Here is a 26,448-nt window from a genome sequence, read left to right as displayed (position 1 = left end):
GGACGCAGTTAAAAATCGGACAATAGAAAGCACGGGGCGCACGATAAACGGTGCGCCGAGCCATCAATTTTACCCGAAAATGGGTGGGGGGATCCAAGAAAAGTTGTCTAGGCGTTTGGGGGCGGCAGGATAAGCACCGCACCGCGCGCACCAACCACATCGTCCCCGCGTGCGCGAGGACGATGTGGGTTAAGCGATTACTTCTTCGCCGGCGCGGCGGCGGCAGCGCCGCCAGGACTGCGGAAGTACTTGAAAAATTCCGAATTCGAGTCCAGCACCATGACGTCCCCATGGCTCTTGAAGGTCGCCCGGTAAGCTTCAAGCGAGCGGTAGAACTTGTAGAATTCCGGGCTCTTGCCAAACGCGTCGGCGTAGATCCTGGATGCTTCGGCGTCGCCCTCGCCCTTGATCTTCTCGGCGTTGGCAAAGGCCTTGGCCATGATCTCGGTGCGCTTGCGGTCCGCTTCGGCGCGCAGCGCTTCAGATTCAGCAATACCAGTCGAACGCTGCTCGTTGGCGGCCTTCACGCGCTCGGCCTTCATGCGCTCGTAGACCGACGCATTGATCGCCTCGGCGTAGTCGACCCGTTTGAGGCGCACGTCGACAATGGCGATGCCCACTTCCTTGGCGTCGACCACGACCTTGGTCTGGATCGCATCCATGACCTTGGCCCGTTCGCCGGAAATCATGTCGTGCACGGTGCGCTTGGTGATTTCAGCGTTCAGCGCTGACTTGACGATCTGCGCCAGCCGATTGTTGGCGCGCGCTTCGTCGCCGTTGAAGCTGATGTAATACAGCTTCGGGTCGATGATGCGCCACTTCACGAATGCGTCGACCATGATGTTCTGCTTTTCGGCCGTGATGAAGCGCTCGGCGTCGGGCGTGTCGAGCGTGAGCGTGCGCTTGTCGAGGTAGACCACGTTCTGGAACGGTGGCGGCATCTTGAAGTACAGGCCGGGCTGGGCGATGACTTCGCCCATTTTGCCAAACGAGAACGTGACCGCATACTGCTTCTGGTTGACCACGAAGACGGTCGACGACAGGATCATGAGCGCGATGATGCCCGTGACGATGAAGGTAAGGATGCGGTTCATTAGCGGATCTCCCGTTCGCGTGTGGATTCGCGACTACGGTTGTCGCGCTGGCGCACCGAGTCGATCGGCTGCGCCAGTTCGGACGGCAGCGGCGCACTCAAGACCGGACCGGACTTGGCGCCCACCGCGCTGTCATTGGCTGCAGTTTGCGCAATCAGCTTGTCGAGCGGCAGATACAGCATGTTGTTGTTGGCCTTGGCGTCCACCAGCACTTTGCTGGCGCTGGTGAAAATCTGCTGCATGGTGTCGAGGTACATGCGGTCGCGCGTGACGGCCGGCGCCTTCTGGTACTCGGCATACACCTGGCTAAAGCGCGCCGCGTTACCGGTGGCGTTCTCGGTGACCATGATGCGGTAGGCTTCGGCATCCTTGACCAGGCGGATCGCAGCGCCTTCAGCCTTGGGCAGCACGTCGTTGGCATAGGCTTCGCCGTCGTTCTTGGCCTTTGCCTTGTCCTGGTTGGCCTTGTTGACGTCCTCGAAAGCGCCTTGCACCTGCTCGGGCGGCTGCACGGTCTGCATGGTCACGTTGGTGACCAGTACGCCAAGCTTGTACTCATTGACCAGCGACTGCATGATGGTCTTGGTGTCGAGGGCGATCTTGTCGCGCCCGCCATAAAGCACGAAGTCGGTCTTGTTCTGGCCGACCACTTCGCGGATCGCGCTTTCGGCAACCTGGCGCACGGTTTCTTCGCGCTCCTTGTTGTTGTACAGCCATTCGATCGGGTCCTTGAGCGTGTACTGCACCGCGAACTGCACGTCCACGATGTTGGCGTCGTCGGTGAGCATCAGCGCTTCGGCCGGCGTGCGCTGGCGCGACGTGCCCCGGTAGCCGATTTCCTCGGTGCGCACCTGCGACACGTTGACCGTCTCGTGGGCCTGGAACGGCGCCGGCCAGCGCCAGTTCAGGCCGGACCTGGCGGTATGGCTGATGGCGCCAAAGGTGGTGACCACGCCCACGTGCCCTTCCTGGACAATGAAGGTGCCGCTGGCCAGCCAGATGAAGCCGGCAATAATGCCAATCAGGCCGGCGGTGACCCTGGCGCCCTTGGCGTCGGGGCGGTAGCCGCCGGGGCCGGGGCCGCTGCCGTCATTGCGCGCGCTGAACAGGCGGTTCAGGCGGGCGTTGAAGTCGCGCCACAACTGGTCCAGGTCCGGCGGACCTTCGCCCGGCTTTTTGCCGTCCTGCTGCGTGGGATGGTTGGGCGACGGTTTCAAACCGAGGCGATTAAGTAGTGAAGCAAGCATCTATCGTGGTCCGACATTGGTGGAGGTTTGCGTTTCGGCCGGCTCTGCATCGTTCATAGAGGCCGGTTCGGCTTCGTCCTGCTCTTGATAAAGGTGACTCTGTCCAGGCGCCGCGCGCGCCATTTCGACAACCGACTCGCGCAACAGGTCGAGTCCGGCGCCGGTATGGGCGCTGATGAACACGCGGCTGATCTTGCCGTCTTCGGCGCGTTCCACGGCCGGCTCCAGGCCCGCCGCGTCGATCTTGTTCCAGACCAGGATCTGGGGAATATGATCGGCGCCGATTTCCTTGAGCACCAGGTTGACCTGCTCGATCTGTTCCATGCGCACGGGACTGGCGGCGTCGACCACATGCAGCAGCAGGTCGGCGTGGATGGTTTCTTCGAGCGTGGCGCGGAAAGCGGCCACCAGCTGGTGCGGCAGTTCGCGCACGAAACCGACGGTGTCGGAAAAGACCACGTTGCCGCAGTCTTCGCCCAGGTACACGCGGCGGCTGGTGGTGTCGAGCGTGGCAAAGAGCTGGTTGGCGACATACACGCCAGCTTTGGTGAGCGCATTGAACAGCGTCGACTTGCCGGCATTGGTGTAGCCGACCAGCGACACGGAAAAGGTATGGCTCTTGCCGCGCGCGCGGCGCTGCGTTTCGTGCTGCTTGCGCAGCTTGGCCAGGCGCGCGCGCAAGGCCTTGACGCGTTCGCCGATCAGGCGGCGGTCGGTCTCGAGCTGGGTTTCGCCAGGGCCGCGCAGGCCGATACCGCCCTTTTGGCGTTCAAGGTGGGTCCAGCCGCGGATCAGGCGCGTGGCCAGGTGCTGCAGCTGGGCCAGCTCGACTTGCAGCTTGCCCTCGTGGCTCTTGGCGCGCTGCGCGAAGATGTCGAGGATCAGGCTGGTACGGTCGAGCACGCGGATATTGATGCGTTTTTCAAGATTGCGCTGCTGGGCGGGCGACAGCGCATGGTTGAAGATGACGATTTCAATGTTCTGGTCCACGCACGCCTGGCCAATTTCGTCAGCCTTGCCGCTGCCTACGAAGTAGGCGGCGTCAGGACTGGCGCGCTTGGCGGTAATGGTGGTGATGGGGATGGCGCCTGCCGACTGCGCAAGCAGCGACAGTTCTTCGACGCTTGCGTTAAAGTCGCCGGCGCCGAAATCGATGCCAACTAGTGCAGCGCGCATAGGCCTCCCGCCGGAGCAGTGACGCCCATGGGCTTACTCAGCTTCTGGATCAAGATTGAGATTGACAGCGCGTGCCGGTACGACGGTCGAGATTGCATGCTTGTACACCATCTGGGTGACGGTGTTACGCAGCAAGACGACATATTGATCGAAAGATTCGATATGTCCCTGCAGTTTGATGCCGTTGACCAGGTAGATCGAAACGGGTACGTGCTCCTTGCGCAAGGCATTAAGGAATGGGTCTTGTAACAGTTGCCCTTTGTTGCTCATAACAGCTCCGTGATGTTGTTGTAGTTAAGAATTGGAGGCGACTCGCGAGTTTTCAAGTGCCCGGGGCATCATTCTCAGATCGTGAATGATGTCTTTGAGCCACTGTAACCTGTTTTACTAAAACCTGTCGTTTGAGCGGCTTACTTTCCACCCTTACTTTCCACCCTTACTTTCCCCTTACTTCGCACCCTTGGCGAATGGATTCTTACCCATCCGTAATTCGATACGCAGCGGCGTACCGACCAGGTTGAACGTATCGCGGAAATGCTTTTCCAGGTAACGCTTGTAGGGCTCGCCGATGGCATTCAAGGCATTGCCGTGGATGACGATGATCGGTGGATTTTGCCCGCCCTGGTGAGCATAACGCATTTTAGGACGGATCGAGCCGTGGCGGCGCGGCTCCTGCTTTTCGACCGCCTCGATCAAGGCGCGCGTCAGGCGCGGCGTCGACAGGTCGGCCGTGGCGGCGGCGTAGGCCGCGTCCACCGACTTCATCATGGGCGCGATGCCCTGCGACTTCAGTGCAGAAATAAAATGGGTTTTCGCGAACGACAGGAAATCGAGTTTGCGGTCGAGGTCGATCTTGATCTCGTCGCGCTGGTCAGACTGCAAGCCGTCCCATTTGTTGACGGCCACCACCAGCGCGCGGCCGGACTCCAGGATGAAGCCGGCAATGTGAGCGTCTTGCTCCGAGATGTCCTGCTGGGCGTCGAGCAGCAAAATGACGACGTTCGCTTCCGAGATCGATTGCAGCGTCTTGACGACCGAAAACTTCTCGATCGCTTCAAACACCTTGCCGCGGCGGCGGATGCCGGCCGTATCGATCAGCGTATATTTTTTGCCTTCGCGCTCGAACGGCACTTCGATCGAGTCGCGCGTGGTGCCCGGCATGTCAAAGGCAATCACGCGCTCTTCGCCCACCAGCGTATTGATCAAGGTGGACTTGCCCACGTTGGGGCGCCCGACGATGGCAATCTTGATGCCGCGGTCGGCTTTTTCGAGTTCTTCCGGTTCGTCCGGGCGCGAGGCGAACGCTTCATTGAGCGCTTCCTCGACCAGGTCGACGACGCCGTCGCCGTGGGCGGCGGAAATCACGTACGGGTCGCCCATGCCAAGCTCGTAGAACTCGGCCACGACGGCGGTGTACTTCATGCCCTCGCCCTTGTTCACCACCAGCATGACCTTGCGGCCCGACTTGCGCAGAAAGTCCGTGATGGTCTTGTCATGCGGCGTCAAGCCCTGACGGCCGTCGACGATGAAGACGACCACGTCCGCTTCAGCGACAGCCTGCTTGGTCTGCAAGGCCATCTGGAACATGATGCCCTCTTTGGCCACGGGCTCGAAACCGCCCGTGTCGATGACCAGGAACGGACGTTCGCCGATGCGGCCTTCGCCGTAGTGGCGGTCGCGCGTGAGACCTGGCTGATCGGCCACGAGCGCATCGCGCGAGCGGGTGAGGCGATTGAATAAGGTCGATTTCCCGACGTTGGGGCGACCAACTAGTGCTATTACCGGCTTCATGGTGTTATTCGACCGCGATGGCGGTCACTGTCCCAGATTGTGTTTGAAAAATCAGATTCGAGCCGACCACCAGCGGTTGCGAGGTGATCGCGCTCCCGTCAGTTGCCGCGCGAGCTAAAAATGCGCCATCTTCCCGTGACAGGAAGTGGATGAAACCCTGGTAGTCGCCCACCGCGATGGCGCGGCCGTACGACACCGGCGTGGAGACGCTGCGAAAACCAAGCTTGTCGTTCTTCCAGACCGACGCGCCGCCTTCGCGGCTGAAGGCCGACACGGCGCCCTTGTCGTCGACGGCGAACACGAAACGCTGGTCGACCGCCACGCCCACGTTGGACGACAGTTCCTTGGTCCAGCGCGGCGCGCCGGTGGCCACGTCAAAGCAGCCTACACGGCCTTGGTAGGACGCGGCGCACACGTCGCTGTCAAACAGCACGGGCGCCCCGCCAATGTCGGTGATGCGTTCCAGTTCGGTGGCGCCGCGCGGCTCGCCCACAGCCGTTTCCCAGCGTGGTGCGCCGGTGGCCAGGTTGAGCGCGAGCAGCTTGCCGCCGGGCTGGGCGATGATGATTTCCTTGCCGACGACGACCATGCCGGGCGCGCCGCGCAAGGTCAGCGGTGGCGACACGCGCTGCACGACCCATTTCTGCTTGCCGCTGACGACGTCGAAGGCGACGATGCGGTTGTCGATCGAGCGCACTACGACCACGCCTTCGGCCACCACCGGCGAGGACAGCACTTCGCTGGACGCCTGCGCCTTCCACAAGGCCTTGCCGTTCATGTCGAACGTCAGGATCATGCCCTTGGTGCCGCCAACGGCGATCAGGCTGCCGTCCGAGCCGACACCGGCGGTCAGGCCGGTGTCGGTCTTGATGCGCCACATCTGGCGACCGCTTGCCGCTTCCACGCGCGCCAAGGCGCCGCCGGCGCCGGCCAGCACCACCGTGTTGCCCACGATGGCTGGGGTAAAGACATAGTTGTCGGCCTTGCCCATGTCGAGCTTCCAGGCGGTGCGCACCGCCATCGAGCCCTTGAGTTCGACCAGCTTGGCGGGCTGGTTGCCCTTGCCCTTGCTGGCGAACGGATTGAGCGAACTTAAGGTCGAGCAGCCGGCCATCATGGCCAACATGCCGATGCCGACAAGCTTCTGGGTAATACGCATAGTGTTTAACCTTGTTCTATGACTGTCTATGACGGGTAGTAAATGCAGCCGCAGCAAAAGCTGGCGATTACGCTGCAGCCTTGGGCGCAGCGGCAGCGTCGGCCGGCACCACGCCGCCGATGGCTTCCAGCTTCATTTCGACCAGGCGGCGGCCAGGATTTTTCTTGTCCATCGCGCCAAGGGCGGCCAGGTAGGCGGCGCGCGCTTCGTTCACCTTGTTCTGGGCCACCAGCACGTCGCCCTTGCGGTCGGCTACCGCGCCGGCAAATTGGGCCATGATCGGGGTTGCCAGCAGCGCCAGTGCTTCATCATAGGCTTTTTCGTCGAGCAGCACGCCGGACAGGCGCAGCTTGGCGATCGCCTTGTATTCGTCGCTGCCGTTGGCGGCGACCCATTGCAGCTGGGCCTTGGCCGCTTTCAGGTCGCCGGCGTCAAAGGCGCTCTTGGCCGCGGCCAGCGCGCTCATCTGAGCGTAACTGCTGCCCTTGAACTTGCCCTGGATGTCGCCGGCCACGCGCTGCACCTGGACATTGTCTTTCGCTTCGAGCGCCGTCTGCAGGTTGTTGTACAGGGTCGAGGCGCCGAGCGCTTCATTGCGCTGGTGGTAGTTCCAGTAATTGTAGGCCGCGTAGGCGCCCAGCACCGCGATCAAGCCCCAGGTGATCAGGTTGCCGAATTTTTTCCAGAACGCCTGCAGGGAGGCGAGTTGTTCTTGTTCTTCGAGATCGTATGCCATGGTCGTGTCGTGTAGTTAAGTGGGTGGGTCAAAGCTTAGCGAGCTTGGCTTAGTGGTGATAGTGCACGTGGTCGTGATCATGGTCGTGGCCACCGACGATCTGGTCCACGAGGTAGTCGACCACTTCATCGAACGGCACGCTGGCTTGCTGCTTATCCTTGTCAACTTCGCGCATCGCTTTCACCACCGCGGTGGCGTTGGCGATTTCATCGTCGCCCAGGATCACGGCAAAGGCGGCGCCGCTGCCGTCGGCCTTTTTCATCTGGTTCTTGAAGCTTCCCGGACCGCTCGCAGCCGCGCAATGTAGCACAACATCGAGACCGGCATCGCGAATTCTCTCGGCCAGCACAAAGGCTTGCATCTGCGCCGCTGCGCCCTGGTGCACCATATACACGTCGCATACGCCCGGATCGGCCATCTCGCCGGCGCTTTTCATCAGCATGATCAGGCGCTCGATGCCCATGGCAAAACCGACCGCGGGCGTACTCTTGCCGCCGAACGATTCGATCAAAGGATCGTAGCGCCCGCCCGCGCACACCGTGCCCTGCGCGCCCAGCTGGTCGGTAACCCATTCGAACACGGTGCGGTTGTAGTAGTCCAGCCCGCGCACCAAGCGCGGGTTGACCGTGTACGGAATGTTGTTATGGTCGAGGATGCGCCTGACGCCGTCGAAGTGGGCGATCGATTCGGCTTCGAGGTAGTCGAGCAGCTTGGGCGCATTGTTCACCAGCTCCTGCATGGCAGGGTTCTTGGTGTCGAGGATGCGCAGCGGATTGGCGTGCAAACGGTTCTTGGCCTCAAGGTCGAGCTGGTCGATGTGCGCTTCGAAGTACGCGATCAGGTCGGCGCGGTGGCGGTGGCGCTCGGGCGCGTCGCCGATCGAGTTCAGTTCGAGGCGGATGTTTTCCAGGCCCAGGTCATCCCACAGGCGGCGGCACAGCATGATCATTTCGGCGTCGATGTCGGGACCGGCAAAGCCGATCGCCTCGGCGCCCACCTGGAAGAACTGGCGGTAGCGGCCCGCCTGCATCTTTTCGTGGCGGAACATCGGACCCTTGTACCAGACGCGCTTGGGGCCGTCGTAGGCCAGGTTGTGCTCGATGACCGAGCGCACCACGCCGGCCGTGCCTTCGGGGCGCAGTGTGAGGGCGTCGCCGTTCATGGCGTCGGTGAAGGAATACATTTCCTTTTCGACGATGTCGGTCACCGCGCCGATGGCGCGCTTGAACAGCGCCGTGTCTTCGACGATCGGCGTGACGATCTTTTGGAAGCCGTAGCTTTTCAAGACCGAGTGCACGGTGTTTTCAAACAACTCCCACAGTGGCGCTTCGGCCGGCAGGATGTCGTTCATGCCTTTGACGTGGGTGATCTTTTCAGGTTTTTTATTTTCGGACATCATTATCTTCGTGTAGACACATCGTCCTCGCGAACGCGGGGACCCAGAGAACCGTTGCTCTGAGCCAAAGTTCCATGGATCCCCGCGTGCGCGAGGACGATGTGCTGTGGCTAACTCGAGTCTGCAACAGCAACTTCTTCTTTACCGTAATTGGTTTGCACGTACTTCAGCACGATCGCCTGGAATTCTTCCACGATGCGCTCGCCGCGCAGCGTGACGACCTTTTGGCCATCGACAAACACGGGCGCCGCGGGCGACTCGCCCGTGCCCGGCAAACTGATGCCGATGTTGGCGTGTTTTGACTCTCCCGGACCGTTGACGATGCAACCCATCACGGCCACATTCATCCCCTCCACGCCCGGATACGCCTTTTTCCATTCAGGCATCTGCTCGCGCAGATAGGTCTGGATGTTGTCGGCCAATTCCTGGAACGTGGTCGACGTGGTGCGACCGCAGCCCGGGCAGGCAATCACCATGGGCGCGAACTTGCGCAAACCCATGGTCTGCAAAATCTCCTGGCCGACGATCACTTCGCGCGTGCGGTCGCCCCCCGGTTCCGGCGTGAGCGAAATGCGGATCGTGTCGCCAATGCCTTCTTGCAGCAGCACCGACAGCGCCGCCGTCGAGGCGACAATGCCCTTGCTGCCCATGCCGGCCTCGGTCAGACCAAGGTGCAATGGGTAGTCGCAGCGGCGCGCCAGTTCGCGGTACACGGCGATCAGGTCTTGTACGCCCGACACTTTGCACGACAAAATGATCTTGTCGCGCGCCAGGCCAATTTCTTCGGCGCGCACGGCATTCTCGATGGCGGACGTGATCAAGGCTTCGTACATCACCGCCTGCGCACTCCATGGCTGCGCGCGGCCGGCGTTTTCATCCATGATGCGCGCCAGCAGCGACTGGTCCAGGCTGCCCCAGTTCACGCCAATGCGCACCGGCTTGTCGTACTGCGCGGCCAGTTCGATCATTTGCGCAAACTGGGTGTCGCGCTTGGCGCCCTGCCCCACGTTGCCTGGATTGATGCGGTACTTCGACAGCGCGCGCGCGCACTCGGGATAGTCGCGCAGCAGCGTGTGGCCGTTGTAATGGAAGTCGCCCACCAGCGGCACGTCGATTTCCATCTTATCGAGCTGTTCGCGGATCAGCGGCACGGCTTGCGCCGCTTCCGGACGGTCAACCGTGATGCGCACCATCTCGGAGCCGGCCCGGGCCAGCTCCTTGACCTGGATCGCGGTGCCGATCACGTCGGCCGTGTCGGTATTGGTCATCGACTGGATCACAATCGGGGCGTCGCCGCCCACCCACACCTTGCGCTCGCCGTGCGCAACCAGCACGCTGCGGCTGGCGCGGCGCGCCAGCGGACCGGCAGGAATGGCCATATTTAAAGAAGACACGGATACCATAAGCAAGAACCTGTTACTGGAGTTTGACGCGCGCAACGCGCCCGCCCGGCGTTGCCGGCAGGGGTACGGCGACGCCGCGCAAGGTGGCATCGACCGCGCTCGGTTTGCCAACAATAAGCATGGCCGGCTCGCCCACGGTGACGGTTTCAATGGTGCCGCCCTTGACCATGCGCGAAAACAGGACCGGGCCTTTTTTCAGGGGCCGCACTTCGACCCATGAATCTTCGCGCACGCTCAAGATCAGCGCATTGGGCGAACCTGGTGCACCTGCCGCAGCGGGCGCCGCGCCGGCAGTGGTGGCGGCGACAGGCGGCGCCACGCCGGCCGGGGTATTGGCCGTCACGCTCGCCGCACCCGGCGTGGTGACCGGAGGCACCGAGATGAGCGGGACGGCATTGTTGATCACCGGAGGATGAGCGTCAACGGGTTTGGCGTCGGTTGGCGCGTCGGCGCCGCTAGGCAGAGCCTGGCCCGAGGCGGGCGACGGCAGCACCGTCACGGTGGCGTCGGCCGGCGTGGTGCTGCTCGCCGCGCCCGGCGCGGCGGCGCCGAACAGGCTGCCGGGCACCAGGCCAAATTGCCACGCGGCAGCGGCGGCGGCAATCACCAGCACAGCGCCGCCGATCAGGCCGAGTGGCAACTTGCTGGTGCGCTTGCCATTGCTGGGAAAGCGCGTCTGCGAAAACGAGGCCGGCTTGTCGCGCCGGATGACGGACGGCGAGGTGTCCGGCGCCGGGCTGGCCTGCGCGATCTGCGCCACCAGCGGGACGGGGTCAAGCTTGACGACCTTGGCATAGGCGCGCACGAAGCCGCGCACCACGGCTGGCGGAGGCAAATTGGCGTAGTCGCCCTGCTCGAGCGCCTGCACCTGGCGCACCGCCAGTTTTAACTGATCTGCTACCTGTTCCACCGTCCAGCCCATCGCTTCGCGCTGCGCTGCAAGGGTTTTGCCTGGAATGCCACCGTTATCCGGCACCGGCGGATCGACCCGTTCTGCACTCATCATGTTCCCTGTCTCACTCATCAAAGGCACCACGCTGGAAGGCGGCGAACTCGGGCGAGCTGGCGTGACGGCGCCGCAATTGCGTTCCCAGGCTCGTCACATTGTCTGCTTCGCCGAGCTTGCGCTCGATCCGGATCGCCAGCCACAGCACGTCGGCGCTCATTGCCTCAGGCTTGGTCTGCGCCTTGAGCATGTTCAAATAAAATCCGGCGCGCGCATAGTCGCGCCGCTGGTAGGCCACCCGCGCCAGGCCTGCCTGGACGGTGGGAAAATCAGGGTCCAGCCGCAGCGCGCTGGTGAAATAGCGCTCGGCCACGTCGTACTGCTTCATTTTCAGGGCGCAGCCGCCGGCATTGGCCATCGCCTTGACGGGCGAGGCATACTTGGGATTCTTGAGCGCGATATCGAATTGCGCCATGGCCGGCGCAAAGCGCCCGGTCTGGCACAAAAAGGAGCCAAAGTTGTTGTTCAGGTCGGCGTTGCCTGGCGCCAGGCGCATTGCGCGCTGGTAGTTTTCTTCGGCCAGGGCTGTTTCGCCCATCGCCGTGTAAATCAGAGCGCGCACGCTGTAGGCGTCGGACAGTTCCGGGTCAGCCATCAGCGCCTGCTTGATTTCGTCGAGCGCGACTTCGTAATTGCCGCCCTGGTAGTAACCGACGGCCAGTTGCAGGCGGATATTGGCGCGCTTGTCGGTCGAGGTCAAGTCGGACGCCGTCTTGAGCTCGGCCGTGCTGCCGCTCGAGCCCGACTTGGAGGCGCAGCCAGCCAGCGCCACCGCCAGCACGAACAGCGCCAGGCGTGGCATGCCATCAACTACTCCGGCGCGGTTCAAGAAGGAATCTCCACGATGCGCCCGAAGTCGGCGCCAAATTTTTTCCGGTATTCGGCCATTTTTTCCATACGCTCCTGCACCCGAGTGCGGTCTTGTACTTCACCGGCCAGCTGGCCGCATGCGGCGTCGATATCGTCGCCCCTGGTCTTGCGAATGGTCGTGACGATGCCGGCGTCCATCAGGATCTGGGCAAAAGCCTTGATGCGCGGATTCTTGGAACGCAACAGGCCAGACTCCGGAAACGGATTGAATGGAATCAGGTTGAACTTGCACGAGACGCCCACCTGGCGGTCGAGCACCAGCGCCACCAGTTCGCGCGCATTGTCGTCGCTGTCGTTGACGCCGTCGAGCATGCAGTATTCAAACGTGATGAAGTCGCGCGGGGCGAATTCAAGGTAGCGCTTGCAGGCTGCCATCAGTTCGCGCAGCGGGTATTTTTTATTCAGCGGCACCAGGGAGTCGCGCAGCGCGTCGTTCGAGGCGTGCAGCGAGACCGCCAGCGCGACCGGCACTTCCTGGGACAGCTTGTCGATCATGGGCACCACGCCCGAGGTCGAGAGCGTGACGCGGCGGCGCGACAAGCCGTAAGCGTTGTCGTCGAGCATGAGCTTGAGGGCGGTGACGGTCGGCTCGAAATTGAGCAGCGGCTCGCCCATGCCCATCATGACGACGTTGGTGATCTGGCGCTCGCCCTTGGGGCCGGGTTCGATGCCCTTGGTGCGGCGCAGTTCGAATTCGGCCATCCACAGCTGCCCGATGATTTCAGACACCGACAGGTTGCGGTTGAAGCCCTGCTTGCCGGTCGAGCAAAAGCGGCAGTTGACGGCGCAGCCGGCCTGGGTGGAAATGCACAGCGTGCCGCGGTTTTCTTCCGGGATGAACACGGTTTCGACGGCGTTGCCGTTGCCCACGTCGACCAGCCACTTGCGCGTGCCGTCAAGCGAGGTATTGTCGCTGACAATGGCCGGGGCGCGCACTTCGGCGCGCGTGGCCAGCTTGTCGCGCAGCGACTTGGCCAGGTCGGTCATGGAATCGAAGTCGCTGGCGCCGAACTGGTGGATCCAGCGCTGCAATTGTTTGGCGCGGAAAGGCTTCTCACCCAAGTCGGCGCAATAAGCGACGAGTTGCGCGGGATCGAAGTCCAGCAGGTTGGTGAGCGTGGTCATATTCAGTATTCCAAAAAAGCCGTTCCGGCGCGATAGCGCAGGCAACGGCGGCAGTGAGGGGCGCCAAAGTCAAGCGCCCTCACCTTGTTGCTGATTACTTCATCTCTGGGAAGAAGTAAGCGATTTCTGCCTTTGCAGCGTCGACAGCGTCCGATCCGTGCACGGCGTTGGCATCGATGGAATCGGCGAAGTCGGCGCGGATGGTGCCTTTTTCTGCCTTCTTCGGATCGGTTGCACCCATCAGGTCACGGTGGGCCAGGACCGCGTTTTCGCCTTCCAGGGCCTGGATCATGACGGGGCCGGAGACCATGAAGTCAACCAGATCCTTGAAGAAACCGCGCTCTTTGTGGGCGGCGTAGAAGCCTTCAGCCTGTTCGCGCGACAGTTGGGTCATGCGGGCGGCGACGACTTTCAGGCCAGCGCCTTCGAAGCGGCTGTAAATTTGGCCGATGACGTTTTTTGCAACTGCGTCTGGTTTGATGATCGACAGGGTGCGTTCGATTGCCATTTGTAAAAACTCCAATAAAAAGAAAGGTTTAATGTCGAGTGTAAGACTCAATCAACCTTTGATTTTACCATATAACACCCCATCTGACGGATATTGCACGGGCCGCCGGGGGAAGTGATAGAGTGGCGCCAGCAAAGCGTTGGCGTCATCAGCAATTCTGCGCTCTTTTTCGCCGCTGTGCTATTCTTTACCAAAGCATCATCGTTTTTCACTTACGGAGGCACATTATGTCAGTCAGTTTCGATAAACAGTACGTCCCGGCGATCCCGGCCGACGACACCCGCCAGCGCGTGCTGCGCAATACCTATTGGCTGCTGGCGCTGTCCATGATTCCAACGGTGCTCGGCGCCGTACTCGGCGTATCGTTCCATATTCCGGTTCCGCGCGGGATTTTCGGCTTTGTCGTGTTCCTGGCCGTGGCCTGGGGCTTCATGTACGCGATTGAAAAAACCAAGGAATCGGCAGCCGGCGTGTTCGTCATGCTCGGCTTTACGTTCTTCATGGGCATCTGGCTCACGCCGCTGCTCACGCGCACGCTGGGCTTTTCCAATGGCGGCACGCTGATCATGCTCGCCTTCGGCGGCACCGCCACCATCCTGACCGTGATGGCCACCATCGCCACCGTCAGCAAGCGTGACTTTTCGGGCATGGGCACGTGGCTGTTCGCCGGCGTGATCGGCCTGATCATCACTTCCTTCGTCGGCATGATCTTCCAGATGCCGCTGTTGATGATCGTGGTCTCGGCGCTCGCAGTGCTCATCTTCTCGGCCTACATCCTGTATGACGTGCAAAAAATCGTCACGGGCGGCGAAACCAATTACATCAGTGCCGCCACTGCCCTGTATTTGGACGTCTACCTGATCTTTTCGCACTTGCTGAGCTTGCTCGGCCTGGGCGGCTCGCGCAACTAAGCGGGGTTCAGCGCAACTAGTCGTTGCCGGAGAAACAAAAAGCCGACCTGCGGGTCGGCTTTTTCATGGGCGCGGCGGTTTCGGCATTCTGCCCCGCAATCACATGTCGCCATCGTCTTCCGCGCTCGCGCCCAGATAGCGGACTACGGCGCAGCCGGCCATGCACAGCAGCGAGGCGATGCGGATGTCCAGGAACAGCACGCACATCAGGCAGCAGAACACGAGCATGGCCATGACGACGAAAGGCCATGGACTGCGTTGCGGCGCAGTTTCTTCAGGCTGGGGGATGGCTGGGGGCGCCAAATGCTTGTCAAGCGATACCATAGTTTTTCCTCTGAGTAAGATTCTCAAAAGTTTATGGCAGCGCGGATATTTCCTAATGACAAGCATCAAGCCTTGGACAGATAGGCAAATTGGCTGGTTTTTTCCAGCCCGGTCAGTCGAGCGCACTGAGGCGTTCGCGCGCCTCTTTGTCCAGCACTGTGGGCGCGGTCAGCGGCTCGCCCGTGCCAGGTTTGAAGAAAGGATTGCGTGCATAGCTGCCGCTCAGGCGGGCGCCAAGCAGCGCGGCGGCAAAGCCGAACAGAACCGGCAGCGCCTTGATGCCGGACGGGGCAACCGGGCCCTTGGCGCTCTCGGTAACCGAACGCATGCGTACGGGACCGAAGTCACGCTCGATGCCGCCCGTGTCCGCCAGACAGGCCGCCGACAGGCCGACATAGGCGAGCTTGTGATTGCGCGAGGTATTGCCAATGGGCGTATTGCAGCAACGCGCGTACCAGCGCAGCATGCCCGCCTGCGACAAGGACATGCAGGCAATTTCCTGCGCGCCGCCGGTCAGCGTAATCTCGCGCGGATGGGTGACGATGATGCTTGATCCGCCCTGCGCGTCGAGCATGTCGTCCGCCCGGCCCAGGTAGTGGGCAAATGCGCGGCAATCCTTGCAGTAGCAGGTGATGTGCGTACTTTTTTCGGCATGTCCCAATTGCGCGCTGAACTTGCCGCACTTGCACTTGATTGCATGATTCATCGTTGACTCCATTGGCATGTACGTCAGAGAGCGGCCCAGGCCAGGCACAGTGCGCCGGCGGCAAACAGGACCACCCAGGACAAATGGCGCGCGCGGGTAATGACCAGCGGCAGCGCTCCTGAGACGAGCAGCAACACCCCGATCAGCCGCGCGATGGCCGGACCATCCCGGTGGTCGGCGATGTGCACCAGCACCAGCGCGAAACCGAGCGCCAGGACGGTGACCAGGTGCCACACGAAACGCAGCGTGTTTTTCGTAAAATCCGTCCCGCCCAGCAATGGCGGCAAGTGCTCGCTGCGCCGGAACAAGCGCATCAACAAGTAACGCTCGCCCAGGTAAGAATGCGCCAGTGCGAGGGCGGCGAGCAATATGGCTGCACACTGTAACATGGTCACTGCCCTTCGCAATGTGGGTCAATAAGATGGGGATGAATAACGTTGGGTGACCGCATACACACCCTGGACCACCTTGGCCATGCGCTTGTAGTCGAGTTTTTCATAGGTGTCGCCCGCGCCGTGGTAGTTGGGGTTGCGCAGGAAGGCCGTATCGGTCACCATCAGCGCCGGCATGCCCGCATTCCAGTAACTGCGGTGGTCCGAAAAATCGACGCCTTGCAGCGCGCGCGGCGCGTTGATCGACAATACCGGCAAGTCACTCGCGCCAGCCATCAATGCCTTGACCTTGCGCGTGGCGCCAAAGCCGCCAAACTTGCCCACGACAGCGATAAAGTCACCGCAGTCGGAGTACAGGTGTTTCATCGCCGGAATAAAATAAGACTGGCTCGCCGGCGCATCGCTGAAGTAGCCGATCATTTCCAGCGATAGCATCAGTTGCACGTCCACCTTGGCCGCTGCCAGCGAGCGGGCATGCCACACGCTGCCCATGTGCTCGCTGCGGTAGTGCGGCGGCTCTTCCGTGGTATAGGCAAGCAGCTCGATGCGGCGCGACTGCCGGCTGCGGCCCAGCAAATGCGCCAGTTCAATCAGGCCGGCAACGCCGCTGGCATTGTCGTCCGCGCCGGGCGTATGGGTGGCAAGGGTGACGGCCCCGGCGCTGGCCTCGCCATGGCTGTCGTAGTGGGCGCCAACGACCAGCAAAGGCCCCTGCTCCGGGCCAAAACGGGCAATGATGTTCTTGTACTTCGTTTCCTGGACCGTTACTTCCTGAACCAAGACCTTCGCGCCCGAGGCTGCAAGTTGCGCCGAAATGTAATGCGCGGCCTGTTCCAGCTTCTCGAACTGATCGGCGCTGCGCGGGTAAAAATCGACCGATAGCTTCTTGACGTGCTCTTCGAGCCTGGCTGGCGCCACCTGCGCACTTGCCAGGGCAGTTGGCAAGGCAATTGGCGTGACCAGCGGCTGCGCGACCAAGGCCAGGCATGCGATGCCACCGGCCCAGATGATGGCAACCGTCACCAGGACGGCGCGGCCGGGGCGCATCAGAGCTGCCTGCCCATGATGAAGTCGTCGAAGTCCTTGCCGCCTACGTGGAAGGTGCGGGTGCCGACCTTGGAAAAACCGCTGCGCTCATAAAAACCGATGGCGGCCAGGTTGTGGGCGTAGACGCCCAGCAGCAGCCGATTCGCCTCCCGTTCAGCCGCATGGCGGACGGCTTCCTCGATGAAACGCTTGCCCACGCCGCCACCCTGAAATTTGCTCAGCACGTAGACGCGCTTGATTTCCGCATCCCGGTTCGATACGCCGGGCAGCGGCAAGTCGGGCGGCGCGACCACCATGAAGCCGACCGGCGCGCCGCCGGGCACTTCGGCCAGCCAATGCTGGAAAGCCGGATTGGCCAGCCACTCCTTATAGAGCTCGAGCGAGTGCGCCTTGCTGCAGTGGGCAATGATGGCGGAGCCCGGCAAAACGTCGGCGTAGGTGTCCAGGAAGGTGCACTGGCCGACCAGGGCCAGCGCTGCGGCGTCGGCGCTGGTGCAGCGCCGGATGTGGATGTCGGTTGTCAAAATGGTCCTGTCAGGAAGTGAAATCTCGCAGCGGATGCTCGCTCACGCAGCCTGCGTCCTTGGCCAGTACGACCACAGCACGCCGATCAGGCTAAACAACAGGATGACAGGCCACTCCATGCCGCCGGTGCCGCCGCCGACCACGAACCAGCCGTTGGGGGCGTGGAAATGGATCAGGCCGAATGTCACCACGATGCTGTGGCCGATGCACGCGGGAACGACAAAGCGCTTGCAGATCAGCGCAAGGCTGCACAGGGTCTGGATGATCAGCACCGACCACGCCAGCGGCGTGCCGAAGGGGTAGCCAAGAGACTCGAGAAAGCCGCCAAAAGCCGGTATATCGGCAGGGTGAAGAAAACCGTGCAGGGGATGCATCAGAATGATCAGGGCAACACCGATACGCACGATATCGATACCGTGCACGGTGTTTGTCGGACGCGCACTGTACAGTTGTTTGAGCATTGGCGATCTCCTGTTGCGCAAGTTGCCTAAGTTGCGTAAGTTGCGTAAGTTGCATAAGTTGCATAAGTTGCATAATTTGCAATTATCGCACAAGCGGCACGACCCAGGACACAAAATATCGGATCGCCGGCCGCGCTTTAGCTTACCGCTTTGGCTTACCTCTGTACCTGCAGGCGCTCGTTGAGCGTGGCGGCCGACAATTCGCCAACGCGGCGCTCAATCAGCAAACCCTTGCTATCGAAAAAAAAGGTCGTCGGAAGCGCCCTGGCATCGAGCACGCGCCCCAGGCCAGGGCGCGCGTCGAGCACGACGTTCTGGAGCGCGATCCCCTGCCCGCTCAGGTAGGCGGTAATCGCAGAGGGCGTTTCGCCCTGGTTGACGAAGATGAAGGTCACTTCCGGATGCGCGAGCTGGGCCTGGCGCAAGACTGGCATTTCGCGCCGGCATGGCCCGCACCAGCTGGCCCACAGGTTGAGCACAACCGGTCTGCCGGCCAGCGCCGGCAGCGACAACGTGCCGCCTTCAAGGCGCGCCAGATGCATCGCCGGCAGTTGCACCGGTGCGCCGGGCGCGGCCAGTGCAAGCAGTGCGGCGAGCGCAAAAACAGCGCCGCCCGCGCCAGCGCCAGACAGCAACGGCAGGCGTTGTTGCCGTTGCCGCCAGCCGAGCAATGCGGCTGTCGCGAAGCCTGCACAGACCCCGGCCAGCAGCGTGAAACCGCCATCGCGAATGTCCAGAATGCCAAGGGGCGCCGCCGCGTACAGCGTTGCATGGCGCGCGACGAAGACCAGCCTGGCGGCAAGCAGCGCGACGGCGATGACGAGCCACAGCGCATTGTCGACATCCAGGGCCCGCGCACGCGCCACCCGGTTGCCGACCAGCAGGACCGCCAGGATGGCAACAAAACTTGCGAGCAAGCCTGCCGAAAACGAGAACGGGCCGAGCGTCATCTCAGAGGGCCAGGTCGAACACCGCCATCGATTCCACGTGCGATGTGTGCGGGAACATATTGACGACGCCCGCCTTTTTTAGCACATAACCAGCGTCGTGCGTCAGGATGCCGGCGTCGCGCGCCAGCGTGGACGGGCTGCACGAGACATACACGATGCGCTTGGGCAGCATGTCCGGGTGGCTGGCGCGCAGGCCGGCCAGCGCCTGCGACAAAGCCATGGCGCCGTCGCGCGGCGGGTCGATCAGCATGCGGTCAAAGGCGCCGAGCGCGACCAGGTCATCGGTTGTGACGTCAAACAGGTTGCGGGTAGAAAAGGTGGTCTTGTCCGACAAGCCGTTGGCCTTGGCGTTCGACAAGGCGCGTTCGGTCAGCGTGGTGCTGCCTTCGATGCCGACCACTTCGCGGCACAGGGTTGCCAGCGGCAAGGTGAAGTTGCCCAGGCCGCAGAACAGGTCGGCCACGCGCTCTTGCGGCTGCACGTCGAGCAAATTGAGCGCCTTGTGCACCAGCACCCGGTTGATCATGTGGTTGACCTGGGTAAAATCGACCGGCTTGAACGGCATCTTGACGTTGAACTCGGGCAGCGTGTAGTACAGCTCCTTGTCCAGCGGATAGAACGGCGCGGCCGTTTCCGGGCCCTTGGTCTGCAGCCACCACTGAATGTTCCACTGGTCGGCAAAGGCTTTCAACAGCGTTTCGTCGGCCGCCGTCAACGGCGCCATGATGCGCAGCACCATGGCGGTGACTTCTTCGCCGATCGCCACTTCAATCTGCGGCATCTGGTCGTAGATGCTCAGCGCGCCGATCAAGCCGCGCAGCGGCACCAGCATCGCGGCCACGTGCGGCGGCAAGATCTTGCAGTCGGTAATGTCGGCAACAAAGGCCGAACGCTTCTCGTGAAAGCCGACGAGCACGGTGCCTTTCTTGACCACGTGCCGCACCGACAGGCGCGCGCGGTAGCGGTAGCCCCAGGTCGGCCCGTACATGGGGCGCATGATGTTTTCCGCCTTGACACGGCTGATGTGCCACAGATTGTCTTCCAGCACCCGCTGCTTCATCGCCACCTGCGCGCCCGGCTCCAGGTGCTGCATGGAGCAGCCGCCGCAGTAGTCGAAATGCTGGCAGTAAGGCGTCACGCGCATGGGCGAAGCCTTGTGCAGCACCGTCATGCGCGCCGCTTCCCAGTTTTTCTTTTTCTTGAATGTGAGGTAGGAGACTTTTTCGCCCGGCAAGGCGCCTTCGACGAAGATCACCTTGCCCGGCGAGCCGTCCTCATTGGCGAGGTGGCCGACGCCGCGGGCGTCCATATCAAGCGATTTGATGTCGAGCGACGTGATGTCGGGCGGTTTGATGTCGAGCATGGTGTCGTGCCAAAAACACGCGCGAAGCGTGTGAACAGGGTCAAAAAAGGGAAAGAAGAGGAGCCGCGCAGCGTTTTAGCCCGCGCGAATCATAACAGCGAATCCCTGCCGACGCCACGGGCAGCCATGGCCCGCTTGAGCTTGACGAGCGCTTCCTGCTGGATCTGGCGCACCCGCTCGCGCGTGACGCCCATTTCTTCGGCCAGGGTTTCAAGGGTGGCCGGGTCGTCGTTGTCGAGTCCGAAGCGGCGCATGACGACCACGCGTTGCTTGTCGGGCAGCTTGGTGAGCCAGTCGCGCACCAGGAGCGTCATTTCGTGGTGTTCGGCGCGCGCATCGGGGCCGTCCTCGCTGTCGCCCGGCAGCATGTCCATCAGGCTCGACTGCGGGTCGTTGTCGAGCGGCGCGTCGAGCGAGGTCGCGTGTTCGGACAGCGCCAGAATATCCTGCACTTCTTCGACCGGGCGCCCGACCAGGTGCGCGATGTCTTCGGCGCAGGCATCCTTGCCGTCATGGTGCTGCGCTTCCAGATGGTATTTGGCGCGCAGGATCTGGTTCAGTTCGCGCACCATGTGCACCGGCAGGCGCACCGTTCGCGCCTGGTTCATGATGGCGCGCTCGATGCTCTGGCGAATCCACCAGGTGGCGTAGGTGGAAAAGCGAAAGCCGCGTTCCGGCTCGAACTTGTCGATCGCCCGCATCAGGCCAATGTTGCCCTCCTCGATCATGTCCAGCAGAACCACGCCGCGGTTGATGTAGTGTTTCGCAATCGACACCACCAGGCGCAGGTTATGCTCGATCATGGTCTGGCGCGCGGAAAAGTCCCCGTTTTTGGCCAGTGTGGCAAAGTGCACTTCCTGGGGCGCGGTCAGCAGCGCGCGGGTGCCGATCTGGTTCAGGTAATGCTGGGTGGTGTCGGTCGACAGTTCTGCGGCCAGCACTTTTTTCAGCTCGTCGACGCTGGCGAGCACCGGGTGGACAGTGGCGTCGGCGGCGTCAGTGGCGCCATCGGGCGCGTCCGCTTCGATCACCGCGTCGTCCATCGGCTCGTCGGGAAAGTCTTCCGAAGCGGTCTCGTCATCGAGCTGGTGCGACTGTGTCATGGGCAACCCCGTGCGCCGGGCGAACTGCAACCCGGCTGATCTAGCGTTTCGGCAAAAACCTCGACGGATCGACGGGTTTGCCCTGCTGGCGTATTTCAAAGTGCAGTTTAACCGAGTCGGCGTCCGAATCGCCCATTTCCGCGATCACCTGGCCCCGGCTGACATTCTGGCCTTCCTTGACCACGATGCTGCGGTTGTGGGCATACGCCGACAACAGGCTATTGCTATGCTTTACGATCACCAGATTACCATAACCGCGGATGCCACTGCCCGCGTACATGACTTTTCCCGTGCCCGCCGCCAGCACTTGCTGTCCAGCGCGCCCGGCAATGTCGATGCCCTTGTTTTTTCCTTCGTCGAAGGTGGCGACGACTTTGCCGTCGGACGGCCACATCCAGCTCAGCTTGTCGTCCTCGGTGGCGCTGACCACGCTGCCCGGCGCCACGCCGGTGCTCGGCACGGCCACCGGCACGCGCGCCGGGACGTCCGGCGCATCTTTGGCGTCGGCTGTTTTTGGCTCGAGGCGCGCAGGTCCATCGCCGCGCAGCTCGGCCAGCGCGGCGTCGGAGTAGGCCCGCTTGTCCCCTTTGGGGCTGGTCTTTCTGGGCACTGGCGGCTGCACCGTGCGCGGCTCGGACGGCGGCGGCGCGGTCACGGGCATGCTCTGCACGCCCGCCACGTTGTCGGGGGGCGCCACGCGCAGCACCTGGTCGACCTTGATATCGTTCGGGTCGGCCAGCTTGTTCCAGGTGACCAGGTCGCGGTAATGTTGCCCATAGTCGAGGGCAATGCGCAGCAGCGTGTCGCCGCGCTTGACGGTATAAAAGCCGCGCTCGTCCTTGGGTTGTTCGGTGGCGACCGGGACGACCGGGCGCAGCTTGAGCGGGCGTTCGACGACGGGGGCTTGGCGCAGGTTGCTGGTACAGGCGCCCAGCAGGCTAGTGATCAGCAGCAGGGTGACTTGGCTTGTTCGTTTCATTCTCATTGTATGTAGGTCGACAATCCTGGCGCGACTTTACGCGGTGCCGGCACACAGGGGGACGAAGTGGCAGCCCTCCAGCGTTTCGCTCGTCCATTCGGACTTGCCGGTGCGCACAATCAGCTGCAGATGCTGGACACGCGCGCCAACCGGGGCGACCAGCCGGCCACCAATGGAGAGCTGTTCCAGCAGCGCCTGGGGCACCTCGAGACCGGCCGCAGCCAGGATAATGCCATCAAAGGGGGCGGCTTGCGGAAGGCCAAGCATACCATCTCCGTAGTGCAAGCGCAGATTGGGGATGCGCATGGGCCGCAAATTGGTCTTGGCCAGCTCGTGCAGTGGCTTGATGCGCTCGATTGAATATACGTCCTGCGCCAGGCACGAGAGCACCGCGGCCTGGTAGCCGCAGCCGGTGCCGATCTCGAGCACGCGGTGGAGCTTGGCGCCGTTGCGCATCACTTCGATCATGCGGGCGACGATATAAGGCTGCGAGATCGTCTGGCTATGCCCGATCGGCAGCGAGGCGTCAATATAAGCCTGGGCCGAGAGCGCCTCGTCGATGAAGCGGTGGCGCAGCACCGCTTCGAGCGCGCCGAGCACCATCTGGTCCTGCACGCCCTGCTTGGCCACGCGCTGCACCATGGCGCGCCGGATCGCGTCCGACACCATCATGTCGGCGCGTGGCGCCTGCATCGGCACCGGCTGGTGGCGCGCCAGCAACTCGGCGTGCGACTTGGAGTGCGAGGCGTGCTGGACCGGCGAGACATAGGTTTTTGCGGCGCCGGGAAGGGCCGCGTTGCGCGTTGCCGTCTGCGGCGTGGCCACCCTGGTCGGCGCATACGCGCTGGCCTGCCCTGCCTTGCCGGTCGCGCCGCCCGTCACCGACGAGAGCGGAAGCGGAAACGTGCTGCGCTTGTCCTTCATTGCAAGCCCCGCTCCAACAGCGTGAGCTGCGTCTTGTGGGTCAGGTCGATCTGCAGCGGGGTGATCGACACTTCGCCCTTGGCGGTGGCGTGGAAGTCGGTGCCTTCGCCGGCGTCGAGGCAAGCGCCGGGCGGGCCGATCCAAAAGATGTCGCGCCCGCGCGGGTCTTGCGCGCGGATCACCGGTTCTGCCTGGTGGCGCCGTCCCAGGCGCGTGGCGCGCAGCTTGCCCAGCGCTTCGTAAGGCAAGTTGGGAATGTTTACGTTGAGCAGATAGGGCGACGGCAATTCGTCGAAACGGCGCAGCACGATGTCGCGCGCCAGGCGGGCGGCGGCGTCCACATGTTCCCAGCCGTGCGCCACTTGCGAGAATGCAATCGCAGGGATACCAAACAGATACGCCTCGGTGGCGGCGGCGACCGTGCCTGAATAGAGCGTGTCGTCACCCATGTTCTGACCGTTGTTAATGCCCGACACCACCATGTCGGGCCGGTAGTCGAGCATGCCGGTGAGCGCGACGTGCACGCAATCGGTCGGCGTGCCGTTGACGAAATAAAAACCGTTGGCCGCTTGCTGGACCGACAGCGGCCGGTCCAGCGACAGGGAATTGGACGCGCCCGAACGGTTGCTGTCGGGCGCTACGACGACGATGTCGGCAATCGATGCCAGTGCGTCGGCCAAGGCCGCCAGTCCCGGGGCCAGATAGCCGTCGTCATTACTGATAAGAATTCTCATGTGACGATTTTACCTGAAGCAACGGTAGCATCGCTCGTCCCCAGCATAAGATTTTCTTCAAGCACTTTGCTCACGCGTGCTCACTGGCCGCCCGCCGTCGCCTCCTTCAATTCTTCTTGCAAAGATGATACTTCGTCTTGTGTAAACGACAGCAAGGCATCCTTGTCATTGTTGTACACCTGCTTGATCAGCGCCACGCCCTTGCGCCGCAATTCGGTGGTGGCGCCTGGGCGCAACACCGATTTGCGCAAGCTGTCGGCCAATTCGCGCGCCTCGCGCTCGCTGCGGTTGTCGATCAGTTGCTGGAGCTGGGCAAGCGCGTGGCCCAGCGTTTCGCACCCGCCGACCCGGTCGCGCGCGTCACGCTCGTCGAAAAATCCCGCGCGCAAGCCGATGACGCCGGCATGCGGCTCGTGCTGGCCGGACGGCAAGGCGCGCTGATTGAGCCGGCGCGCACTGCCCTGCAGCACCGTTTCCTCAAGCTTGCGCGCATCCAGACTGTGACCCTGGAGCGACAGCGTCACTGCCAGCGCCTTTTTGCTGTCAAGCGTACGCTCGTCGTCGGAACCATGCACCCGTTCTGTCATGTTGACGACGTGCTGCTGGAGTCGGCACGCATCGTCCAGGTCGCCCTGTTGGCTGAGCATGGCGGCCAGCCTGCTCTGGCTTGACAGCGTGTCGGGATGCTCGTCGCCCAGGCTGCGCTCGCGCCCGGCGACCAGCGCCTCGACCACGCGCCGCACGCCGTGGATATCGCCCTGGGCGGCGAGAATTTCGGCCAATTGGGCGCGCGCGGCCAGCGTGTGCGGATGGTCGTCGCCCAGGTGCCGCTCGCGTGCGGCCAGCACGTATTGCTGCAGCTTGCACGCGTGGCTCAGGTGACCGCGGTCGAGCAACATGGCGGCGTGTTGCTCGGCGCACTGCAAGGTGTCATGATGCTCCTCGCCCAGCAGCCGTTGGCGCCCTTCCAGGACCCGCTCGTAGACCATGCGCGCGCGCGAAAAATTACCCTGCATGGCATAGGTGCGGGCCTGGCCGGCCAGGCTGTCAAGCGTCATGGTGCTGGTGGGGCCGAACTGTTTTTCACAGGCGTCGTTGACCTGTTCGTGCAGCGCCAGCGCGCGTTCGTATTCGCCCAGCGAAGCGAGGGTGATGGCCAGGGCGCCGCGCGTGGACAGCGTGTCGGGATGGTCGGCGCCGAGCAGGCGGTGGCAATCTTCGTACAGCTTTTCGTGCAGAAAGCTAGCGTCGGGCAAGCGGCCGCAGTCGCGCAGCAGCGCGGCCAGGTTTGCGCGGCTCACCCGGGTATCGCGGTGCGTATCGCCCAGCACGCGCTGGCGCAAGTCCATGCTTTCTTGGAAGCAGGCGATGGCTTGATCGTTCCTGCCCTGCTCCCGATACAGTTCACCCAGGCGGTTCAGGTCGCGCGCCAGCGGCAGCGTGACGTCGGCGCCGCCGTCGGCCGCCAGGGCGCGACTGCTGCCCACGGCTGCGGCCAGGTGCACTTCCGCTATCGATTGCCAGGGAAAGTTGCCGTCGGCCAGCCACTCGAGCAGCGCATTGAAGGTGCGCGCGAGCGAAAAACGGTCGGCGTCGCGCGCGCTGATGCCGGGAAAGGTGTCGCCGCCGACCGTGGCATGGGTTTGTTGCAACTGCACTTCATTAAAATAGCTTTCCAGCGACAAGCGGGACAAGCGGTAACACTGGCGCAGCAGTTTCTCAAGCACGGGCTGGTAGCCGGGAACACCGTTTGCCGGGTTGCCGCGGCGCCACTGGATGCGGCGCTCGCAGTCGGTGCTGTCGATAGCTGACGGCAAGGGGTAAATCAGCAGCGGACGTTGCTCTTCTTCATGGCTGCAGCGGTAGTTGATGGCGCGCGTGACGGCGCCGGCCAGCCCGTCAAGACTGAGTTGGCTGGGCGAAAACAGGCCGACCAGCTTGTCGGGCAGCAGCGTGGTGCAGATGCTGACGGCGCCGGAGCGCCCGCTGCGCGCGTTGACCAGCACGTGCCGGAAGCGCTGCGTGAGGTGGGCGCCAAAGCAGCGAAACAGCGCCGGGCAGGCCGCAAACAGGCTGTCCCAGTCCATGCCGTCGGCGCGCTCGCCGTAAGTGTCGTCAAAGCGGCCGGCGCGCATCAGATACAGCGGACGGCTTTCATCGACCCGTTCCACGTACTGCTCCCAGTCGACCGCTTGCAGCACCTGGCGCGCCAGCGCCGTGTCGTCGCCGCCATCGCTGGCGTTGCCCAGCGCGGCCAGCTGGGCGCGGCAAGCCTCGAAATACTCGACCAGGCCGGGGCGTTCGTCGTGCCGTCCGAATTGATGATGCAAGCCGGGCGCTTCGGTGTCCCAATCGATCATCAGCACGGGGACGGTGGCATTGTTGCGCCCCGCCAGCAGTACGGCTGTGTTCGACAGCGCGATGTTGCGCGCCGTTCCGCTCTCGAAAGCGTAGAACGTGGTCACGTCGCCGGGAGCGCTTATCGGCGGCAATGTAATGCGTTTGGGTTCCATTAGTG

27 protein-coding genes are annotated in these 26,448 nt (G+C 62.8%); 1 reads left to right on the top strand and 26 read right to left on the bottom strand.

Features of this window, described 5'->3' with window-relative positions:
- Nucleotides 1-197: 197 nt before the first annotated feature.
- From hflC to ndk, 13 genes are all read right to left on the bottom strand, one after another.
- Nucleotides 198-1,094: a protease modulator HflC gene (gene hflC / locus ACP7BV_RS05960; RefSeq protein WP_426102508.1), complete on the bottom strand. Its 897-nt coding sequence runs from the start codon at nt 1,092-1,094 to the stop codon at nt 198-200.
- On the bottom strand, nt 1,094-2,341 hold the full coding sequence (gene hflK / locus ACP7BV_RS05955; protein WP_426102506.1) for an FtsH protease activity modulator HflK: 1,248 nt from the start codon (nt 2,339-2,341) through the stop codon (nt 1,094-1,096). Before hflK ends, hflC begins: the two co-directional genes overlap by 1 nt.
- Nucleotides 2,342-3,517 carry a GTPase HflX gene (gene hflX, locus ACP7BV_RS05950; RefSeq protein ID WP_426102504.1) on the bottom strand — a complete coding sequence of 392 codons (1,176 nt, stop codon included), beginning with the start codon at nt 3,515-3,517 and terminating at the stop codon, nt 2,342-2,344. It abuts the gene before it with no gap.
- Between the two features lie 33 nt (nt 3,518-3,550).
- Nucleotides 3,551-3,787: an RNA chaperone Hfq gene (gene hfq, locus ACP7BV_RS05945; RefSeq protein WP_106756584.1), complete on the bottom strand. Its 237-nt coding sequence runs from the start codon at nt 3,785-3,787 to the stop codon at nt 3,551-3,553.
- Between the two features lie 177 nt (nt 3,788-3,964).
- Nucleotides 3,965-5,308, bottom strand: coding sequence for a ribosome biogenesis GTPase Der (gene der, locus ACP7BV_RS05940; RefSeq protein ID WP_426102501.1), 1,344 nt, complete (start codon nt 5,306-5,308; stop codon nt 3,965-3,967).
- Nucleotides 5,309-5,312: 4 nt separating this feature from the next.
- On the bottom strand, nt 5,313-6,467 hold the full coding sequence (gene bamB / locus ACP7BV_RS05935; RefSeq protein WP_426102499.1) for an outer membrane protein assembly factor BamB: 1,155 nt from the start codon (nt 6,465-6,467) through the stop codon (nt 5,313-5,315).
- 67 nt (nt 6,468-6,534) lie between these two features.
- Nucleotides 6,535-7,203: a YfgM family protein gene (locus ACP7BV_RS05930; protein WP_426102497.1), complete on the bottom strand. Its 669-nt coding sequence runs from the start codon at nt 7,201-7,203 to the stop codon at nt 6,535-6,537.
- Between the two features lie 49 nt (nt 7,204-7,252).
- A complete protein-coding gene (gene hisS / locus ACP7BV_RS05925) occupies nt 7,253-8,599 on the bottom strand; it encodes a histidine--tRNA ligase (protein ID WP_426102850.1) in 1,347 nt (448 codons plus the stop codon).
- 110 nt (nt 8,600-8,709) lie between these two features.
- Nucleotides 8,710-10,002, bottom strand: coding sequence for a flavodoxin-dependent (E)-4-hydroxy-3-methylbut-2-enyl-diphosphate synthase (gene ispG, locus ACP7BV_RS05920; protein WP_426102495.1), 1,293 nt, complete (start codon nt 10,000-10,002; stop codon nt 8,710-8,712).
- A 13-nt stretch (nt 10,003-10,015) separates the two neighbouring features.
- Nucleotides 10,016-11,008: a RodZ domain-containing protein gene (locus ACP7BV_RS05915; protein ID WP_426102493.1), complete on the bottom strand. Its 993-nt coding sequence runs from the start codon at nt 11,006-11,008 to the stop codon at nt 10,016-10,018.
- Between the two features lie 10 nt (nt 11,009-11,018).
- The gene (gene pilW, locus ACP7BV_RS05910) at nt 11,019-11,837 is read right to left on the bottom strand and encodes a type IV pilus biogenesis/stability protein PilW (RefSeq protein ID WP_426102491.1); all 819 of its coding nucleotides are present in this window, start codon (nt 11,835-11,837) and stop codon (nt 11,019-11,021) included.
- The gene (gene rlmN, locus ACP7BV_RS05905; protein WP_426102489.1) at nt 11,834-13,003 is read right to left on the bottom strand and encodes a 23S rRNA (adenine(2503)-C(2))-methyltransferase RlmN; all 1,170 of its coding nucleotides are present in this window, start codon (nt 13,001-13,003) and stop codon (nt 11,834-11,836) included. The genes pilW and rlmN overlap by 4 nt, the downstream gene beginning before the upstream one ends.
- Nucleotides 13,004-13,097: 94 nt before the next feature.
- Nucleotides 13,098-13,511, bottom strand: a complete 414-nt coding sequence (gene ndk / locus ACP7BV_RS05900) for a nucleoside-diphosphate kinase (protein ID WP_426102488.1) — start codon at nt 13,509-13,511, stop codon at nt 13,098-13,100.
- 227 nt (nt 13,512-13,738) lie between these two features.
- Here ndk and ACP7BV_RS05895 point away from each other — a divergent pair, with 227 nt between their 5' ends.
- Complete coding sequence (locus ACP7BV_RS05895) at nt 13,739-14,422, top strand: Bax inhibitor-1 family protein (RefSeq protein ID WP_426102486.1); 684 nt, start codon at nt 13,739-13,741, stop codon at nt 14,420-14,422.
- Between the two features lie 99 nt (nt 14,423-14,521).
- Here ACP7BV_RS05895 and ACP7BV_RS05890 read toward each other — a convergent pair whose 3' ends face one another.
- The 13 genes from ACP7BV_RS05890 to ACP7BV_RS05830 all read right to left on the bottom strand — a co-directional run bounded on the left by ACP7BV_RS05890 (nt 14,522) and on the right by ACP7BV_RS05830 (nt 26,443).
- Nucleotides 14,522-14,746, bottom strand: a complete 225-nt coding sequence (locus tag ACP7BV_RS05890) for a hypothetical protein (RefSeq protein WP_426102484.1) — start codon at nt 14,744-14,746, stop codon at nt 14,522-14,524.
- A 112-nt stretch (nt 14,747-14,858) separates the two neighbouring features.
- Nucleotides 14,859-15,452, bottom strand: a complete 594-nt coding sequence (locus ACP7BV_RS05885) for a DUF6151 family protein (RefSeq protein WP_426102482.1) — start codon at nt 15,450-15,452, stop codon at nt 14,859-14,861.
- Between the two features lie 23 nt (nt 15,453-15,475).
- On the bottom strand, nt 15,476-15,841 hold the full coding sequence (locus ACP7BV_RS05880; RefSeq protein ID WP_426102480.1) for a hypothetical protein: 366 nt from the start codon (nt 15,839-15,841) through the stop codon (nt 15,476-15,478).
- A gap of 24 nt (nt 15,842-15,865) precedes the next feature.
- Nucleotides 15,866-16,891 carry a M28 family peptidase gene (locus ACP7BV_RS05875; RefSeq protein ID WP_426102478.1) on the bottom strand — a complete coding sequence of 342 codons (1,026 nt, stop codon included), beginning with the start codon at nt 16,889-16,891 and terminating at the stop codon, nt 15,866-15,868.
- Nucleotides 16,891-17,415: a GNAT family N-acetyltransferase gene (locus ACP7BV_RS05870; protein ID WP_426102476.1), complete on the bottom strand. Its 525-nt coding sequence runs from the start codon at nt 17,413-17,415 to the stop codon at nt 16,891-16,893. Before ACP7BV_RS05870 ends, ACP7BV_RS05875 begins: the two co-directional genes overlap by 1 nt.
- 42 nt (nt 17,416-17,457) lie before the next feature.
- Nucleotides 17,458-17,877: a DoxX family protein gene (locus ACP7BV_RS05865; RefSeq protein ID WP_426102474.1), complete on the bottom strand. Its 420-nt coding sequence runs from the start codon at nt 17,875-17,877 to the stop codon at nt 17,458-17,460.
- A gap of 155 nt (nt 17,878-18,032) precedes the next feature.
- Entirely contained in the window at nt 18,033-18,827 is a 795-nt protein-coding gene (locus ACP7BV_RS05860; RefSeq protein ID WP_426102472.1) for a prolipoprotein diacylglyceryl transferase family protein, read from the bottom strand.
- A 1-nt stretch (nt 18,828) separates the two neighbouring features.
- Nucleotides 18,829-20,190, bottom strand: coding sequence for a 23S rRNA (uracil(1939)-C(5))-methyltransferase RlmD (gene rlmD, locus ACP7BV_RS05855; RefSeq protein WP_426102470.1), 1,362 nt, complete (start codon nt 20,188-20,190; stop codon nt 18,829-18,831).
- A gap of 89 nt (nt 20,191-20,279) precedes the next feature.
- On the bottom strand, nt 20,280-21,293 hold the full coding sequence (gene rpoS / locus ACP7BV_RS05850) for an RNA polymerase sigma factor RpoS (protein ID WP_426102468.1): 1,014 nt from the start codon (nt 21,291-21,293) through the stop codon (nt 20,280-20,282).
- 40 nt (nt 21,294-21,333) lie between these two features.
- On the bottom strand, nt 21,334-22,272 hold the full coding sequence (locus tag ACP7BV_RS05845) for a peptidoglycan DD-metalloendopeptidase family protein (protein WP_426102466.1): 939 nt from the start codon (nt 22,270-22,272) through the stop codon (nt 21,334-21,336).
- 36 nt (nt 22,273-22,308) lie between these two features.
- On the bottom strand, nt 22,309-23,196 hold the full coding sequence (locus tag ACP7BV_RS05840) for a protein-L-isoaspartate(D-aspartate) O-methyltransferase (protein ID WP_426102464.1): 888 nt from the start codon (nt 23,194-23,196) through the stop codon (nt 22,309-22,311).
- On the bottom strand, nt 23,193-23,930 hold the full coding sequence (surE, locus tag ACP7BV_RS05835; RefSeq protein ID WP_426102462.1) for a 5'/3'-nucleotidase SurE: 738 nt from the start codon (nt 23,928-23,930) through the stop codon (nt 23,193-23,195). The genes ACP7BV_RS05840 and surE overlap by 4 nt, the downstream gene beginning before the upstream one ends.
- A gap of 80 nt (nt 23,931-24,010) precedes the next feature.
- Nucleotides 24,011-26,443 carry a tetratricopeptide repeat protein gene (locus ACP7BV_RS05830; protein WP_426102460.1) on the bottom strand — a complete coding sequence of 811 codons (2,433 nt, stop codon included), beginning with the start codon at nt 26,441-26,443 and terminating at the stop codon, nt 24,011-24,013.
- Nucleotides 26,444-26,448 lie beyond the last annotated feature (5 nt).

This window comes from Massilia sp. TSP1-1-2 (genome assembly GCF_049896185.1).
In the GTDB taxonomy this organism is placed as follows: Bacteria; Pseudomonadota; Gammaproteobacteria; order Burkholderiales; family Burkholderiaceae_D; genus Telluria_A.
This window is presented reverse-complemented; position numbering and strand designations above follow the sequence as displayed.

Bases quoted from the DNA above. Each gene is read 5' to 3' on its own strand.
- hflC (WP_426102508.1), bottom strand. From the start codon at position 1,094: ATGAACCGCATCCTTACCTTCATCGTCACGGGCATCATCGCGCTCATG.
- hflK (WP_426102506.1), bottom strand. From the start codon at position 2,341: ATGCTTGCTTCACTACTTAATCGCCTCGGTTTGAAACCGTCGCCCAAC.
- hflX (WP_426102504.1), bottom strand. From the start codon at position 3,517: ATGCGCGCTGCACTAGTTGGCATCGATTTCGGCGCCGGCGACTTTAAC.
- hfq (WP_106756584.1), bottom strand. From the start codon at position 3,787: ATGAGCAACAAAGGGCAACTGTTACAAGACCCATTCCTTAATGCCTTG.
- der (WP_426102501.1), bottom strand. From the start codon at position 5,308: ATGAAGCCGGTAATAGCACTAGTTGGTCGCCCCAACGTCGGGAAATCG.
- bamB (WP_426102499.1), bottom strand. From the start codon at position 6,467: ATGCGTATTACCCAGAAGCTTGTCGGCATCGGCATGTTGGCCATGATG.
- ACP7BV_RS05930 (WP_426102497.1), bottom strand. From the start codon at position 7,203: ATGGCATACGATCTCGAAGAACAAGAACAACTCGCCTCCCTGCAGGCG.
- hisS (WP_426102850.1), bottom strand. From the start codon at position 8,599: ATGTCCGAAAATAAAAAACCTGAAAAGATCACCCACGTCAAAGGCATG.
- ispG (WP_426102495.1), bottom strand. From the start codon at position 10,002: ATGGTATCCGTGTCTTCTTTAAATATGGCCATTCCTGCCGGTCCGCTG.
- ACP7BV_RS05915 (WP_426102493.1), bottom strand. From the start codon at position 11,008: ATGATGAGTGCAGAACGGGTCGATCCGCCGGTGCCGGATAACGGTGGC.
- rlmN (WP_426102489.1), bottom strand. From the start codon at position 13,003: ATGACCACGCTCACCAACCTGCTGGACTTCGATCCCGCGCAACTCGTC.
- ndk (WP_426102488.1), bottom strand. From the start codon at position 13,511: ATGGCAATCGAACGCACCCTGTCGATCATCAAACCAGACGCAGTTGCA.
- ACP7BV_RS05895 (WP_426102486.1), top strand. From the start codon at position 13,739: ATGTCAGTCAGTTTCGATAAACAGTACGTCCCGGCGATCCCGGCCGAC.
- ACP7BV_RS05890 (WP_426102484.1), bottom strand. From the start codon at position 14,746: ATGGTATCGCTTGACAAGCATTTGGCGCCCCCAGCCATCCCCCAGCCT.
- ACP7BV_RS05885 (WP_426102482.1), bottom strand. From the start codon at position 15,452: ATGAATCATGCAATCAAGTGCAAGTGCGGCAAGTTCAGCGCGCAATTG.
- ACP7BV_RS05880 (WP_426102480.1), bottom strand. From the start codon at position 15,841: ATGTTACAGTGTGCAGCCATATTGCTCGCCGCCCTCGCACTGGCGCAT.
- ACP7BV_RS05875 (WP_426102478.1), bottom strand. From the start codon at position 16,891: ATGCGCCCCGGCCGCGCCGTCCTGGTGACGGTTGCCATCATCTGGGCC.
- ACP7BV_RS05865 (WP_426102474.1), bottom strand. From the start codon at position 17,877: ATGCTCAAACAACTGTACAGTGCGCGTCCGACAAACACCGTGCACGGT.
- ACP7BV_RS05860 (WP_426102472.1), bottom strand. From the start codon at position 18,827: ATGACGCTCGGCCCGTTCTCGTTTTCGGCAGGCTTGCTCGCAAGTTTT.
- rlmD (WP_426102470.1), bottom strand. From the start codon at position 20,190: ATGCTCGACATCAAACCGCCCGACATCACGTCGCTCGACATCAAATCG.
- rpoS (WP_426102468.1), bottom strand. From the start codon at position 21,293: ATGACACAGTCGCACCAGCTCGATGACGAGACCGCTTCGGAAGACTTT.
- ACP7BV_RS05845 (WP_426102466.1), bottom strand. From the start codon at position 22,272: ATGAAACGAACAAGCCAAGTCACCCTGCTGCTGATCACTAGCCTGCTG.
- ACP7BV_RS05840 (WP_426102464.1), bottom strand. From the start codon at position 23,196: ATGAAGGACAAGCGCAGCACGTTTCCGCTTCCGCTCTCGTCGGTGACG.
- surE (WP_426102462.1), bottom strand. From the start codon at position 23,930: ATGAGAATTCTTATCAGTAATGACGACGGCTATCTGGCCCCGGGACTG.
- ACP7BV_RS05830 (WP_426102460.1), bottom strand. From the start codon at position 26,443: ATGGAACCCAAACGCATTACATTGCCGCCGATAAGCGCTCCCGGCGAC.